Annotated in this window: 11 protein-coding genes; 5 read left to right on the top strand and 6 right to left on the bottom strand. The window is 54.8% G+C overall.

Annotated features, from left to right (window positions below; all coding sequences use genetic code 11):
• Positions 1 to 12 precede the first annotated feature (12 nt).
• A complete protein-coding gene (locus tag C1J03_RS00605; protein WP_114882669.1) occupies positions 13 to 633 on the top strand; it encodes an RNA-binding protein in 621 nt (206 codons plus the stop codon).
• A 9-nt stretch (positions 634 to 642) separates the two neighbouring features.
• Positions 643 to 3,120 (top strand): translation initiation factor IF-2, encoded by a 2,478-nt coding sequence (gene infB / locus C1J03_RS00610; RefSeq protein WP_114882671.1) that lies wholly within the window; start codon positions 643 to 645, stop codon positions 3,118 to 3,120.
• Positions 3,121 to 3,192: 72 nt separating this feature from the next.
• Here the strand turns inward: infB and C1J03_RS25930 are convergent, their stop codons facing one another.
• The 4 genes from C1J03_RS25930 to C1J03_RS00625 all read right to left on the bottom strand — a co-directional run bounded on the left by C1J03_RS25930 (position 3,193) and on the right by C1J03_RS00625 (position 5,936).
• Positions 3,193 to 3,327: a hypothetical protein gene (locus C1J03_RS25930; RefSeq protein WP_302661612.1), complete on the bottom strand. Its 135-nt coding sequence runs from the start codon at positions 3,325 to 3,327 to the stop codon at positions 3,193 to 3,195.
• A gap of 124 nt (positions 3,328 to 3,451) precedes the next feature.
• Positions 3,452 to 3,850, bottom strand: a complete 399-nt coding sequence (locus C1J03_RS00615; protein ID WP_114882673.1) for a (deoxy)nucleoside triphosphate pyrophosphohydrolase — start codon at positions 3,848 to 3,850, stop codon at positions 3,452 to 3,454.
• A 7-nt stretch (positions 3,851 to 3,857) separates the two neighbouring features.
• Positions 3,858 to 5,084 carry a bifunctional glutamate N-acetyltransferase/amino-acid acetyltransferase ArgJ gene (gene argJ / locus C1J03_RS00620; protein ID WP_114882675.1) on the bottom strand — a complete coding sequence of 409 codons (1,227 nt, stop codon included), beginning with the start codon at positions 5,082 to 5,084 and terminating at the stop codon, positions 3,858 to 3,860.
• 3 nt (positions 5,085 to 5,087) lie between these two features.
• Positions 5,088 to 5,936, bottom strand: a complete 849-nt coding sequence (locus C1J03_RS00625) for a peptidylprolyl isomerase (protein ID WP_114882677.1) — start codon at positions 5,934 to 5,936, stop codon at positions 5,088 to 5,090.
• Between the two features lie 176 nt (positions 5,937 to 6,112).
• On the opposite strand from C1J03_RS00625, the gene secA reads away from it, so the two are divergent.
• The 3 genes from secA to C1J03_RS00640 all read left to right on the top strand — a co-directional run bounded on the left by secA (position 6,113) and on the right by C1J03_RS00640 (position 11,490).
• A complete protein-coding gene (gene secA, locus C1J03_RS00630; RefSeq protein WP_114882680.1) occupies positions 6,113 to 8,812 on the top strand; it encodes a preprotein translocase subunit SecA in 2,700 nt (899 codons plus the stop codon).
• A 104-nt stretch (positions 8,813 to 8,916) separates the two neighbouring features.
• Positions 8,917 to 9,909, top strand: coding sequence for a hypothetical protein (locus tag C1J03_RS00635; protein WP_114882682.1), 993 nt, complete (start codon positions 8,917 to 8,919; stop codon positions 9,907 to 9,909).
• Positions 9,910 to 9,927: 18 nt separating this feature from the next.
• Positions 9,928 to 11,490, top strand: coding sequence for a phosphate ABC transporter substrate-binding/OmpA family protein (locus tag C1J03_RS00640; protein WP_114882684.1), 1,563 nt, complete (start codon positions 9,928 to 9,930; stop codon positions 11,488 to 11,490).
• Positions 11,491 to 11,657: 167 nt separating this feature from the next.
• Here the strand turns inward: C1J03_RS00640 and dnaJ are convergent, their stop codons facing one another.
• Together dnaJ and dnaK are read right to left on the bottom strand one after the other, a co-directional pair.
• Positions 11,658 to 12,812, bottom strand: coding sequence for a molecular chaperone DnaJ (dnaJ, locus tag C1J03_RS00645; protein ID WP_114882686.1), 1,155 nt, complete (start codon positions 12,810 to 12,812; stop codon positions 11,658 to 11,660).
• Positions 12,813 to 12,890: 78 nt separating this feature from the next.
• Positions 12,891 to 14,801 carry a molecular chaperone DnaK gene (gene dnaK / locus C1J03_RS00650; protein WP_114882688.1) on the bottom strand — a complete coding sequence of 637 codons (1,911 nt, stop codon included), beginning with the start codon at positions 14,799 to 14,801 and terminating at the stop codon, positions 12,891 to 12,893.
• Positions 14,802 to 14,838 lie beyond the last annotated feature (37 nt).

The raw sequence follows: 14,838 nt of genomic DNA on the forward strand, positions 1-14,838 counted from the left end.
CGGGAATACCGGATGGGACGCGGAGGCGCTCAAAAAGACCGCGAGGATGGTCCAGTACGCAAATGCATCGCTACAGGCGAGGCTCAGCCGACGCATGGCTTGGTTCGATTTGTAGTCGGACCCGAAGGGCAGGTTGTGCCGGACATTCTGGCGAAACTGCCGGGTCGTGGTATTTGGGTGTCGGCGGATCGTGCTGCACTTGAGCTGGCCGTTAAGAAAGGCCTGTTTTCGCGCAGTGCGAAACAACCGGTCAAAGTGCCAGAAGATCTGGTGGACGAAGTAGAAAAGCAGTTGGCCAGACGCGTGGTCGATCTGATCTCGATGCAGCGCAAGGCCGGAAAAGCCGTAGCGGGCTATGAGAAGGTCAAAGGCTGGCTGCAAATGGAAGAAGCCGAAGTTCTGGTACAGGCCGTAGATGGCTCAGGGCGGGGCAAATCGAAACTAAGTACGCCGCATTACGGTCATTATATTGGCTGGCTAACGGCAGATGAATTGGGTTTGGCATTCGGCCGCCAAACTGTGATACATGGGGCGCTCGCCTCTGGTGGACTCACGCAACGTGTTGTAGAGGAAGCCAATCGACTAAAGGGCGTACGCGTAAACGAGGCTGGCAAGGGCCAGCCGAAAGGATAGACGAGCTAAATGAGCGATAGTGACGGCAAGAAAACATTGGGTCTGCGCGGCGCGCCTGCGCGTCCGAGCAACGTAAAGCAAAGCTTTAGCCATGGGCGGACCAAGAACGTTGTAGTCGAAACCAAACGCAAGCGCGTTGTGGTCCCGAAACCTGGTGGCCAAAAGCCATCTGGTCCGGGAGCCGGTCCCGTTGGTGACCCCTCCAAGCGTCCCGCCGGTATCACTGATGCCGAAATGGATCGCCGTCTGAAGGCAGTTCAGGCTGCTAAGGCCCGCGAGACCGTAGAGGCCGCCAAGCGTGAAGCAGATGAAAAAGCCCGCGCTGAAGACCGCGAGCGCCGTCGTGCTGAGATTGACGCCAAAGAGGCTGCCGAGCGTGAGCGCGAAGAAAGCCTGAAGGCAAAGGCACTAGAAGATGCGCGTCGCAAGGACGAAGCGGAAGCCGCAACGCAAGCCGCTGCTGCCCCAGCTCAACCTGCGGCCGTCAAGCAGCAGCCTAATAAGGCACTGCCTGCATCGCCTGTGCGTAAAACAGATCGTGACCGCGAGGACACCGACAAGCGCAACCGTCAAAACGAAGACAACCGTCGCTCAGGTAAGCTGACGCTGAACCAAGCGTTGTCTGGCCGCGAAGGTGGCCGTCAGCTGTCTATGGCGCAGATGAAGCGTAAGCAGGAGCGTGCCCGTCAAAAGGCCGTTGGCGGCAATGTTGAGCGTGAAAAGATCGTGCGCAACGTGAATTTGCCGCCAGCGATTGTGGTTTCTGAGCTCGCCATTCGGATGGCCGAAAAAACCGGTGCTGTCGTTAAGGCGCTGATGAACAACGGCTTGATGGTTACGCAGAACGAAACAATTGATGCGGACACAGCGGAGCTGATCATCGAGGAATTCGGCCACAAGGTTGTACGCGTTTCCGATGCAGACGTCGAAGATGTGATCAAAGTGATCGATGATGACGAGAAGGACCTGCAGCCACGTCCGCCCGTTATTACGATTATGGGCCACGTCGACCACGGCAAGACATCGCTGCTTGACGCCATCCGAAATGCTAAAGTTGTCGCTGGCGAAGCTGGCGGGATCACGCAGCATATCGGGGCCTATCAGGTAACCACCGATACTGGTGCAGTGCTGTCGTTCCTCGATACGCCGGGCCACGCGGCCTTTACCTCTATGCGCTCACGCGGCGCTCAGGTGACGGACATTGTCGTTCTGGTTGTCGCAGCCGATGACGCTGTGATGCCGCAGACCATCGAAGCGATCAACCACGCAAAAGCGGCGAAAGTGCCAATGATTGTGGCGATCAACAAGATCGACCGCCCTGCTGCGAATGCCCAGAAAGTTCGGACAGATTTGCTTCAGCATGAAGTGGTCGTGGAACAGATGTCTGGTGAAGTTCAGGACGTCGAAGTTTCTGCTGTAACGGGTCAAGGCTTGGATCAGCTGCTTGAGGCGATTGCGCTGCAGTCCGAATTGCTTGAACTGAAAGCAAACCCGGACCGGGCTGCGATTGGTGCCGTGATTGAAGCACAACTCGACGTCGGCCGTGGCCCTGTAGCGACGGTTCTGATCCAGAACGGTACACTGCGCCAAGGTGATATCTTTGTTGTGGGTGAGCAGTACGGTAAGGTTCGTGCGCTGATCAACGACCAAGGTGAGCGCGTCAAAGAGGCCGGACCATCCGTCCCTGTTGAGGTTCTTGGCCTGAACGGCACACCCGAAGCCGGCGATGTGCTGAGCGTGACTGAAACCGAAGCTCAGGCGCGTGAAATCGCGGAATACCGTGCAAACGCCGCCAAAGACAAGCGCGCAGCAGCCGGTGCAGCAACGACGCTGGAACAGCTGATGGCGAATGCCAAGGCGAACGAAGACGTTTCCGAACTGCCTATTCTGATCAAAGCGGACGTGCAGGGTTCTGCCGAAGCAATTGTTCAGGCGATGGAGAAAATCGGCAACGATGAGGTTCGCGTGCGCGTGCTCCACTCCGGTGTGGGCGCGATCACAGAGACTGACGTCGGTTTGGCCGAAGCGTCTGGCGCGCCAATCATGGGCTTTAATGTCCGTGCAAATGCGTCTGCTCGGAATACGGCAAACCAAAAGAGCGTAGAGATTCGCTACTATTCAGTGATCTATGATTTGGTCGATGATGTGAAAGCAGCCGCAAGCGGCCTGTTGAGCAACGAGATCAAGGAAAACTTCATCGGGTATGCAAACATCAAAGAGGTGTTCAAGGTTACCGGTGTTGGCAAAGTTGCTGGGTGTTTGGTCACTGAGGGCGTTGCACGTCGCTCTGCCGGTGTGCGCCTGCTGCGCGACAATGTGGTGATCCACGAAGGTACGCTGAAGACACTCAAGCGCTTCAAAGATGAAGTACCTGAAGTGCAATCTGGCCAAGAGTGCGGCATGGCATTTGAGAACTACGATGATATTCGCCCTGGCGATGTTATCGAGATTTTTGAGCGCGAAGAAGTGACACGCACGCTGAGCTAAATCGCTGACCATTAGACATGAAAAAGGGGACGGTGTTAAAGCCGTCCCCTTTTTGCTGACCAATTTGTCAGATCAATTTTTCTTTGAGACCGGAATACCGGAATATACTGTGTCGTTTACCTGAACGGAGATACGTCCGTCAGGCATTGAGCGAACAAAAATACCCTGAACGGATACGCAGCTACCCAACGCGATTGTACGAAGCATGTCATCTCCTCCCCAGAATGTGACTAATGACCACTCTAGGCCTCATTGTTAACTAATCCAGAACAATCGTTGTAGAATCGCGAAATTAGCCAGGTGATTTTGTAATTATATTTCGCCAGAGATTCTACAGCCAGTCGCGTAGGACAGAGATCAATGGAATGTCAGCCGCGGGCATGGGATAATCGCGCATCTGGTTGGGCCGTACCCACTTCAATGTTTGGCCCTCTTTGGGCTGCGGGGTTCCGTCCCACTTGCGGCACGCAAAAAGCGGCATAAGCAGATGAAAATCATCATAACTGTGACTGGCAAAGGTCAGCGGTGCGAGGCAAGATGACCAGGTATCAATCCCCAACTCTTCGTGCAGTTCGCGGATCAGGGCCGCTTCGGGTGTTTCTCCTGGCTCCACTTTCCCACCGGGAAATTCCCACAAACCGGCCATCGATTTACCCTCAGGGCGTTGGGCCAGCAGCACCCGCCCATCCGGGTCAATCAGCGCAACAGCAGAGACGAGGACGATCTTCATTTCCGATCTAAGACCGGTAATCGGCGTTGATTGAGATATATCCATGGGTCAAATCACACGTCCAAACGGTGGATTTTCCTGAGCCCAAACCGAGATCAATCGAAATAACAATGTTCTCTTCCTTCATGTGCGCTGCGGCGGCTTCTTCGGAATATCCCGGGCTGCGCCAACCATCTTTGGCGACCTCAACGTCGCCAAAGCTGATTGAAAGTCTGTCGCGGTCCGCGGCGGCACCAGACTTACCGATTGCCATAACCACGCGGCCCCAATTTGGATCTTGCCCTGCGATCGCAGTCTTGACGAGAGGGGAGTTAGCTACCGACATCGCATGGATCTTGGCATCGGCATCAGATGCCGCACCGGTCACGTTGATCTCAACGAATTTGCTCGCACCTTCGCCGTCGCGCACCACCTGATGCGCCAAATCCATCATCACTTCATGTAGGGCGCTTTCAAAGTCAACGTTGCCGGACACGTCAACGTTTGACGCGCCAGTCGCTGCAACGATCAAACTATCAGAGGTCGAGGTGTCGCTGTCTACCGTGATGCAGTTGAAGGTCGTATCAGTGTAGCCCGCCACCAGTTGCTGTAGCGCGGCTTGTTCGATTTTTGCGTCGGTAAAGATGTAGACCAGCATCGTCGCCATATCTGGCGCAATCATTCCGGATCCCTTGGCGATACCCGCAATGGTAATGGTTTTGCCGCTGACCGTCGCACTTGCGTGCGCGCCTTTGGGAAAGGTGTCAGTCGTCATAATCGCGTCGGCCGCGTCTGCAATATGAGCCCTGTCCAGTTGGGTATGGAGTTCGGATAGACATGCAGTAATGCGGTCGTGCGGCAGCGGTTCGCCTATGACGCCAGTTGAAGATGTGAACACCCGGTTCACCGCGATACCACAGACGTCAGCAACGGCCGCGGCAATGGCTTGGACGGCAACGAAACCGTTTTTGCCAGTAAATGCGTTTGAATTACCAGAGTTCACCAAAATCGCCGCAGCATCTGATGATGTCTTCAAGATTTTTTCCTGGCAATCCAGCACCGACGCCGACCGCGTGGCAGAACGGGTAAACGTTCCGGCGACCACGGTACCGGGATCAAGCATCGCCAGCATTACATCGGTGCGACCTTGGTATTTGACGCCCGCCGCCGCGGTTGCAAATCGGACGCCAGCAATGACTGGCAGGTCAGGAAATTGCGCAGGGGCGAGCGGCGAGACGTCAGTGATCGTTGCCATGGTTTATTCCAGCAATTCGATTTGTTGCAGGATCAATGGGTCGATCCCTTCGCTGCCTGAACGGTCCACATCTGCGGCCTCAGTGAGGCCATCGATTGCCTCTTGAACGCGGGTTTGACGAACCTGAAGCTCAAGCTCTTCGCGGACATCATCCAACGCGGGCGCTTCTTTGATGCGCTTTTCGTTCAGCTTTACCAGGTGCCAACCGAACTGGGTTTTGACGGGATCAGATACGGCACCCGGTTCCAGCGCAATCGCAGCCGCCTCGAATTCAGGCACCATGGCACCTGCACCGAACCAACCAAGCGCACCGCCACCGGGTCCTGAGGGCCCAGTAGATTTCTCCATGGCGAGGGCTGCGAAATCAGCACCGCCATCAAGATCTGCCTTGATCGCGATCGCTTCTTCCTCGGTCTCAACAAGAATATGAGATGCGTTGAACTCTTCGCTGGTCTCAACGGTGGCATATGCCGCGTTGTAGGCCGCTTGAATGTCGGCATCGTCGATCTTGTCGGTCATCACACCTTCGATCACTTCACCGGCCGTCAACGAGCGACGTTCGTTTTCCAGTTGCAAGCTGATGCGCGCTGGCAAATCGCCAGTAAAGGCCTGAGCCATGGCAGTTTGCTGAATCAATTGATCGAGGATCCCGGTGAACAAGACCTCGGGAGGTAGTTGCTGATATTGCTCTGGCAGAATGGCGCGGGCCACGATCATGTGACCGATCGTGATGTCGATCCCATCCACTGTGGCGACGACTTTGTCTCTACCGACAGTATCTTGGGCAATTGCGGGCAACGCCATCGCAGCGATCAATGCGAACGGTGCGAGAAAATTGAGTGATTTATGCATAGTTTGTCCTATCGATGAGCCCTCTCTGGGGCTGCTACATTGACACGGTTTGGTACGACCCTTACATCGCCCTATGGGCGCGGCAAAAGCAGCTAACTTCCCATTCTATCTATGGGCTGGATCGGTGCTGGGCAAGCAGATCGCTAAAGACACATACAACTTCGGCTGGAGAATACATGCTGGGACTCGGAACAATCGCCAAAAAGGTCTTTGGCACGCCAAATGACCGCAAAATCAAGGCGACACTCCCGCTGGTTGGTAAGGTCAACGCGCTGGAAGAAGAGTTCAAAGCACTCAGCGATGAGGGCATCAAAGAGAAGACTGAGGCGTTTGCAAAGCGTGCGCTGGAAGGTGAAGATCTTGATGCGCTGTTGCCAGAGGCCTTTGCAAACTGTCGCGAGGCTGCTCGGCGGACGCTGGGGCTGCGTGCTTTTGACACGCAGCTGTTGGGCGCAATTTTTCTACATCAAGGCAACGTGGCCGAGCAAAAAACGGGCGAGGGTAAGACCCTCACCGCGACCTTTGCCGCCTACCTCAATGCGCTGACCCATAAGGGTGTGCATATCGTGACGGTGAACGAATACCTTGTTCAGCGAGACGCCGAGTGGATGGGCAAAGTCTTTTCGGCTTTGGGTCTGACAACGGGTTACGTGCATGCCGGCATGGCAGATGAAGACAAGCGTGCCGCTTATGGCTGCGACATCACCTATGCCACCAACAATGAGTTGGGCTTTGATTACCTGCGCGACAACATGAAGTCCGAACTTAGCCAAATTTTTCAACTGCAGCATAATTTCGCGATTGTGGATGAGGTCGACAGTATTTTGATCGACGAAGCGCGCACGCCGCTGATCATTTCTGGCCAGTCGCAAGACCGTTCTGAGATGTATCAGACCGTCGATCAGTTGATCCCATCGCTGGTGCCCGAGCACTATGAACTGGATGAGAAAACACGAAACGTCACCTTTACCGATGACGGTAATGAATTCCTCGAGGAGCAACTGCGCGCGCGTGGCCTGCTGGAAGAGGACATGACTCTATATGATCCAGAAAGCACTTCAGTTGTGCACCACGTCAATCAGGGTCTGCGGGCACACAAGCTGTTCACGAAGGACAAAGATTACATTGTGCGCGACGGCGAAGTCGTTCTGATTGATGAATTCACCGGCCGGATGATGGCGGGACGCCGTATGTCTGACGGACTCCACCAGGCGATTGAGGCCAAAGAAGGTGTCAAAATCCAACCAGAAAACGTCACTCTGGCGTCCGTTACCTTCCAGAACTACTTCCGGCTTTATAACAAGCTGGCTGGTATGACGGGTACTGCGTTGACCGAAGCTGAAGAATTCTCCGAGATCTACGGGTTGGGCGTTGTCGAAGTGCCGACCAATGTCGTCGTTGCGCGGGTTGATGAAGATGACGCTGTTTACCGTACAGCTGTCGAAAAATACGCAGCCATGATCGAAAAGGTCAAAGAAGCGCATGCCAAGGGGCAACCGTGTCTTGTTGGGACGACTTCCATCGAAAAATCCGAGATGCTGAGCCAGATGTTGACCAAAGAAGGCATCACGCACAACGTTCTCAATGCGCGCCAGCACGAGCAGGAAGCTCAGATCGTTGCTGATGCGGGCAAGTTTGAAGCGGTGACGATCGCCACCAACATGGCAGGCCGTGGTACTGACATTCAGTTGGGTGGCAATGTTGAGTTGAAGGTGCTTGAAGCGCTGGATGCCGATCCTGATGCGGATCCCGCAGCTATTCGCGCCCGTATTGAGGCGGAACACGCCGACGAAAAAGTTAAAGTGCTGGCGGCTGGCGGGCTCTATGTGCTTGCGTCTGAGCGTCACGAAAGCCGGCGGATCGACAACCAATTGCGCGGTCGTTCTGGCCGTCAGGGGGATCCGGGCCGGTCATCTTTCTATCTGTCGCTCGAAGACGATCTGATGCGGATTTTTGGATCTGAACGGTTGGAAAAGGTGCTGACAACGCTTGGCCTCAAGGAAGGCGAGGCGATTGTGCACCCTTGGGTGAATAAGTCACTGGAACGTGCCCAAGCCAAGGTGGAAGGTCGCAACTTTGACATCCGCAAGCAACTGCTGAAATTCGACGACGTGATGAATGAACAGCGTAAGGTCATTTTTGGCCAGCGCCGTGACATTATGGAAGCTGCGGACCTTAGTGAAATCTCCACGGATATGCGTCACCAGGTCATCGACGATCTGATCGATGAATATATGCCGCACAAGACCTATGCCGACCAGTGGAACACTCAAGGCTTCTACGCCGCTGTGATCGAGCAGCTGGGTGTTGATGTCCCGGTTATTGATTGGTGTGAAGAGGATGGTGTGGATGACGAGGTGGTTCGCGAGCGCTTAATTGAAGCTACCGATGAGTTGATGGCCGAAAAGACTAAGCTCTTTGGTCCCGACAACATGCGCAACATTGAAAAGCAGTTCTTGCTGCAAACCATCGATGCCAAGTGGCGCGATCATTTGTTGACCCTTGAGCATTTGCGGTCTGTTGTCGGCTTCCGTGGGTACGCACAGCGCGATCCGCTCAACGAGTACAAAAACGAATCGTTCCAGTTGTTCGAAGGCATGCTCGATAGTTTGCGCTCTGACGTTACGCAGAAACTATCTCAAGTTCAGCCGATGTCGGAAGAAGAACAACAGCAGATGGTTGAGCAGATGTTGGCGCAGCAACGGGCTGCTCAGGAAGCCGCTGAAGGCCCGAAAAGCCAAGCAGAGACACTTGAAGACGCTATTGACGGCTTTGACGAAGGCGACCCAACTACTTGGGGGAATCCAGGCCGGAATGATGTGTGCCCCTGTGGCAGTGGTAAGAAATTCAAACACTGTCATGGGCGTCTCGGTTAGGGCTGCCCAGAAGTTGCCTTATTCATAACCTGTGGTTGTCATAAACTAGCCTTGGTTTTGCGGAAATAGTGAACTTGTTCGATCTTTAACGAGGGGCAAGGTCTATGTCGTACCGCAAAGAGTTACTGACTGCCGTTGGCACTCTAGGGTGCGCGATTGGCATCGGTTTTGTGATGCAAGGCTCAGAGGCTGCAAAAGAACGCTACGGCAAAGAAGATGATAGCGGCACCGTTGAGGCGGTCGAAGATATCGTCGATGCGGATCAGGTCCTGCTCAACGTTCTAGATATCGAGCTGACGTCCGCAGAATTTGACACCGCTCTTGAAATTCCAGCCAAAGAGGAAAAGGTCAAAACCGTTCCGGCTCCAGCTTCAGTTTTGCCAGAGGCGGATACGCTTGCTGAAACCGCTGTCGCAGATTGCGATATTGAGGTTCAGGCGCGAGCCGTGGCTGCCGCGATGGTCAACCTAACGATGCAGGCCCCGTGTTTTCAAAACGAGCGCCTGACTGTGCATCATAATGGTATGATGTTCAGCCAAGTTACGGATGATGCTGGTCTCATTGATCTGATCGTGCCTGCATTGGAAGAAAATGCTGTTTTTGTTCTCGCATTCCCAAATGGCGATGGCGGCATGGCGCAAACGACAGTGGATCAGATCACAGAATTTGAACGGGTCGTCTTGCAATGGAGAGGCCAGAATGGCTTTGAAATCCACGCTCGTGAATTTGGCGCTGACTACGACAGCGATGGCCATGTCTGGTCCGGTGCATCCCGTGACAGTGTCGCGGCCGTCACTGGCTTGGGTGGTTTCATTACACGCTACGGCAATGATGACTTACCAGAAGCATTGATGGCTGAAATCTATACCTTCCCAATCGGGAATTCCGCACAGAGCGGCGACATTGATTTGACGGTTGAAGCAGAAGTAACCACAGAAAATTGTGGCCTAGAGATTGAGGCCCAAACACTCCAAACTATGCCTTCGGGAGAGACGAATACTCGGAGCCTGACCCTTTCCGTACCTGATTGCGACGCTGTGGGTACCTTTCTGGTGTTGAATAATCTGCTCGAAGACATGAAAGTCGCCGGACGCTAACGCAACTGCCGGGGTTTCATGGTGATATTGCTACGTGCGGCGGTTTGCGCCGCGCTTTCCTTTTGGATAACCGCATTTTCTGCGTTTGCGCAGGATGTGACGCTGACATCGCGCGATAGCCGTGTTGAAATAACCGGTACGCTGTTGGGCTTCGACGGTGAATTCTACCGGCTGGAAACGGATTATGGTGAGTTAACCGTCGACGGTTCTGGCGTGCTTTGCAGTGGTCCCGGTTGCCCCAATCTCGATGATTTCGTCGCCGAACTTCAACTGTCAGGGTCTGCCACCATGGGGTCGATTCTGATGCCTGCATTGGTTGAAGCCTTTGCAGAAAATACAGGTCACCAGACAGAACGCCGTGTCGATGGCCCTGATGAATTCACGTATCTTATCCGGAGCAAAGACAGCGGTAAGTTGGCTGCAGAATTTCATTTCAATGTGAGCGATTCTGACGAAGGTTTCGCTGATTTGCTGGCGGATGAGGCCGACATCGTTATGGCCCTCCGAGAGATCCGTCCAGACGAACGTGCCCGCGCTCGTGAGGCGGGTTTGGGTGATATGACGGCTCGGAACCGAAGTCGCGTTTTGGCACTGGATGCCCTAGTCCCCATCGTTGCAGCCAAGAACCCAGTGCGCGCAATCTCCCCACAGGCTTTGGCGGATGTTTTCGCTGGCAAGATCACCAATTGGCAGGTGTTGGGTGGACCAGATGCGCCCATTGATTTGCATATGCCCGCTGCTGGTTCAGGATTGGCACAGGCAATTGATGATCTGGTGATGATGCCTGCAAAGCTGACCCTTACGGAGAGCATGGCACGACATGACACCTTGGCAGAGCTTGCAGCAGCGGTAGTGGATGATGGGCTTGCGCTGGGTTTGACCGCCTATGCAGAGCGGCAGGGAGCTGCTGTGCTAAGCCTGACGGGGCGATGTGGTTTTTCGCTGGACGCATCACGGCGAACGATCAAGACTGAAGATTATCCGCTGACCGCGCCGATGTTCCTTTATTATCCTGCACGGCGGTTGCCTCAAATCGCTCGGGAGTTCCTTGCCTTTACACGCGGCCCTTCGGCGCAGATTGTGATACGTCGTGCCGGGTTTGTGGATCAGACTCCCGAAGAAATTGCGGTAGAAGAGCAGGGCAACCGCTTTGCGAATGCGATCACTGTTGCCGGATTGGAAACGACTCTGGAAGAACTGCAACGCATGGCCAACACGCTGACGCCAATGGCGCGACTTACCACATCGTTTCGGTTTGAAGTGGGTTCAATCCGGCTTGATGCGCAGTCGCGGTCGAATGTGGAGCAGTTGGCCCGTGCCATGGAGATAGGCCGATACGATGCCCGAAGGCTGATGTTTGTGGGCTTTAGTGACGGCGATGGCCCTGCGCAGGCCAATCGCGAAATCGCGCTGAAACGAGCAGACGCAGTGCGGCGTGCGGTCAGCGAAGCTGCTGTGGCGGCCAATCTGGACCGTGTTGTTCTAGACATCGACGCCTTCGGTGAAGCGATGCCGATGGCCTGTGATGACAGTGCGTGGGGGCGTCAGGCAAACCGGCGTGTCGAAGTTTGGGTGCGCTGATACGCTATCCATTTCAAAGCATATTGAGCTGCGCAGGTAGCCATGATGCTGCCCCCGTATCATCGCCAACATATGTAAGCTGGCGTCAGGATTTAATGCTTGGTTTGCTGGAAAAACGGACCGTCTTTTGGCTTTAGGAGGCCGTGGGCGTTGCCCACGACCTAGCTTCAACCCTTCATCGAATCCCAGAAGCTTTTGACAGAGCTAAAAAACGTGCTGCCCTCAGGATTGTTGTTCTCGGATAGCTCTTCGAATTCCCGCAGCAGTTCTTTCTGGCGACTTGTCAGGTTCACAGGCGTTTCAACTGCCAGTTCAATGATCATGTCGCCGGTCCCACCGCCGCGCAAAGGGGGCATACCCTTGCCGCGCAGGCGCATTTGACGGCCAGATTGGCTGCCCGATTGAATCTGCACTCTGCCGCGACCACCATCAATTGTTGGTACCTCGATGCTACCGCCCAGCGCTGCTGCAGTCAGCGACACGGGTACACGACAGAACAGGTTGGAACCGTCACGCTCAAAGAGGTCATGCTCATCGACTTCGATGAAGATATAGAGGTCACCCGAGGGACCACCACGCATGCCTGCTTCACCTTCACCAGCGAGCCGGATGCGCGTACCAGTCTCGACCCCAGCCGGGATATTGACCGAAAGCGAGCGTTCCTTTTCGACCCGGCCAGCGCCACGGCAGTTGTTACAGGGGTTCTTGATGATTTGACCCAGGCCCGAGCATGTCGGGCAAGTGCGCTCGACCGTAAAAAAGCCTTGCTGTGCGCGAACTTTGCCCATGCCGGAGCATGTTGGGCAGGTCGTTGGCTCCACGCCACCTTCTGCGCCGGAGCCGTTACACGATGTACATCCGACGGAGGTCGGCACGTTGATCGACTTTTGTAGCCCACCAAATGCGTCCTCTAGGGAGATGCGCAGATTGTAGCGCAGATCGGCACCACGTGCGGCCCGGCGTCCACCGCCTTGCCCCCCACGTTGACCCATGAAATCGCCGAAAAGGTCGTCAAATACGTCTGAAAAGGCAGAAGAGAAATCGCCCTGACCGCCACCGAAACCAGCACCGGGTCGTCCGCCGCCGCCCATACCACCTTCGAAGGCAGCGTGGCCGTAGCGGTCGTAAGCCGCTTTTTTGTCAGCGTCCTTTAGGACTTCGTAGGCTTCATTCGCTTCTTTGAACTGGCCTTCCGCGTCCGGGTTTCCGGTGTTGCGGTCAGGGTGCAGTTCTTTGGCCTTGGTGCGATAGCCCTTTTTAATTTCGTCCGCAGCGGCTCCTTTGGAGACGCCTAGGACTTCATAATAGTCACGTTTTGCCATCGTTTACGTCCTTTGTTGGAACGTGAAGGGCCGGCCCGTCTGATCGGACCGGCCCACACAGTGGTTCCGGACGCGGTGTTACCCGCGCTTGTCGTTGTCGAGGTCTTCGAAGTCGGCATCCACGATGTCATCGTCGCCATCGCGTGGGGCATCTGCTGCCTGCGCCATGTCGTCGCCATCTTCCTGAGCGGACTTATAGATAGCCTCGCCCAGTTTCATTGCCGCTTCTGTTACGTTTTGGAGGCCCGATTTGATCTTTTCGACGTTCTCGGTTTCCAGCTCGTCCTTGAGCGCAGCAATGGCCAATTCGATTGCCTCAACCGTGGTTGGGTCAACCTTGTCCGCGTGCTCTTCCATCGACTTTTCAGTGGAGTGGATGAGGCTCTCGGCCTGGTTTTTCGCCTCGATCAGCGAGCGCCGTTCCTTATCGGATTCCGCGTTCTCTTCGGCGTCTTTCATCATTTTGTCGATGTCAGCATCCGACAGGCCACCCGAAGCTTGGATGGTGATCTTCTGCTCTTTCATTGTGCCCTTATCAAGCGCACCAACAGCCACGATACCGTTGGCGTCGATATCAAAGGTCACTTCGATCTGTGGCATGCCGCGGGGTGCCGGTGGGATATTCTCGAGGTTGAAGGCACCCAAGATTTTGTTATCGGCAGCCATTTCGCGTTCACCTTGGAACACTCGGATCGTCACGGCGCTCTGGCTATCCTCGGCGGTCGAGAAGATCTGGCTTTTCTTTGTTGGGATCGTCGTGTTGCGGTCGATTAAACGGGTAAACACCCCGCCCAAAGTCTCAATGCCCAGCGACAGCGGGGTTACATCGAGCAGAACCACATCTTTGACGTCGCCTTGCAGAACGCCCGCTTGGATCGCAGCACCAAGTGCAACGACTTCGTCTGGGTTCACACCCTTGTGCGGCTCTTTGCCGAAGAATTTTGTCACTTCTTCAACGACGCGCGGCATACGAGTCATACCGCCGACCATGACGACTTCATCGATGTCAGAAGCTGACAGACCGGCGTCTTTCAACGCGGCCTGACAAGGCTTGATGGAGGCTTTGATCAAATCGCTCACAAGGCTTTCAAGCTTTGCGCGCGTCAGCTTCATCACCATGTGGAGCGGTGAGCCGTCTTTGCCCATGGAGATAAATGGCTGGTTGATTTCTGTCTGGGACGCGCTCGACAATTCGATCTTGGCTTTTTCAGCGGCCTCTTTCAGACGCTGCAGGGCCATCTTGTCCTTCGTCAGATCAACGCCGTGCTCTTTCTTGAACTGCTCTGCGAGGTAGTTGACGATACGCATGTCAAAGTCTTCACCGCCCAAGAACGTGTCGCCATTGGTGGATTTTACTTCGAACAAGCCATCGTCGATCTCGAGGATGGTTACGTCGAATGTACCGCCGCCAAGGTCATAGACGGCGATGGTTTGCGTGTTTTCTTTATCAAGACCGTAGGCAAGGGCCGCAGCTGTTGGTTCGTTGATGATCCGCAGGACCTCAAGACCGGCAATCTTGCCTGCGTCTTTTGTTGCCTGACGCTGAGCATCGTTGAAATATGCAGGGACAGTGATGACCGCTTGGGTCACCTCTTCGCCAAGATAGCTCTCAGCCGTCTCTTTCATTTTGCCCAAGATGAATGCGGAAATCTGGCTTGGCGAATATTTCTCACCCTTGGCCTCAACCCACGCGTCACCATTGCCGCCATCAATTACATTGAAGGGCAGGTTTTTCTTGTCTTTGGCCAGATCAGGATCGTCGTTGCGACGACCAATAAGGCGTTTGACGCCAAAGACTGTGTTTTCTGGATTCGTGACAGCTTGGCGCTTTGCCGGCTGGCCCACGAGGCGCTCATCATCCGTAAAGGCGACGATCGACGGGGTTGTGCGTGCACCCTCTGCGTTTTCAATTACGCGGGGCTGGCTGCCGTCCATGATGGCGATACAGCTGTTTGTAGTTCCAAGGTCAATGCCGATTACTTTGGCCATAGTTTCGATCCCTCTTTTTACTCAAGGCGATGACACG

The organism is Sulfitobacter sp. SK012, from assembly GCF_003352085.1.
Classification (GTDB): domain Bacteria; phylum Pseudomonadota; class Alphaproteobacteria; order Rhodobacterales; family Rhodobacteraceae; genus Sulfitobacter.

Coding starts and splice junctions, on each gene's coding strand:
- C1J03_RS00605 (WP_114882669.1), top strand. CDS start 13: ATGGGACGCGGAGGCGCTCAAAAAGACCGCGAGGATGGTCCAGTACGC.
- infB (WP_114882671.1), top strand. CDS start 643: ATGAGCGATAGTGACGGCAAGAAAACATTGGGTCTGCGCGGCGCGCCT.
- C1J03_RS25930 (WP_302661612.1), bottom strand. CDS start 3,327: ATGCTTCGTACAATCGCGTTGGGTAGCTGCGTATCCGTTCAGGGTATT.
- C1J03_RS00615 (WP_114882673.1), bottom strand. CDS start 3,850: ATGAAGATCGTCCTCGTCTCTGCTGTTGCGCTGATTGACCCGGATGGG.
- argJ (WP_114882675.1), bottom strand. CDS start 5,084: ATGGCAACGATCACTGACGTCTCGCCGCTCGCCCCTGCGCAATTTCCT.
- C1J03_RS00625 (WP_114882677.1), bottom strand. CDS start 5,936: ATGCATAAATCACTCAATTTTCTCGCACCGTTCGCATTGATCGCTGCG.
- secA (WP_114882680.1), top strand. CDS start 6,113: ATGCTGGGACTCGGAACAATCGCCAAAAAGGTCTTTGGCACGCCAAAT.
- C1J03_RS00635 (WP_114882682.1), top strand. CDS start 8,917: ATGTCGTACCGCAAAGAGTTACTGACTGCCGTTGGCACTCTAGGGTGC.
- C1J03_RS00640 (WP_114882684.1), top strand. CDS start 9,928: ATGGTGATATTGCTACGTGCGGCGGTTTGCGCCGCGCTTTCCTTTTGG.
- dnaJ (WP_114882686.1), bottom strand. CDS start 12,812: ATGGCAAAACGTGACTATTATGAAGTCCTAGGCGTCTCCAAAGGAGCC.
- dnaK (WP_114882688.1), bottom strand. CDS start 14,801: ATGGCCAAAGTAATCGGCATTGACCTTGGAACTACAAACAGCTGTATC.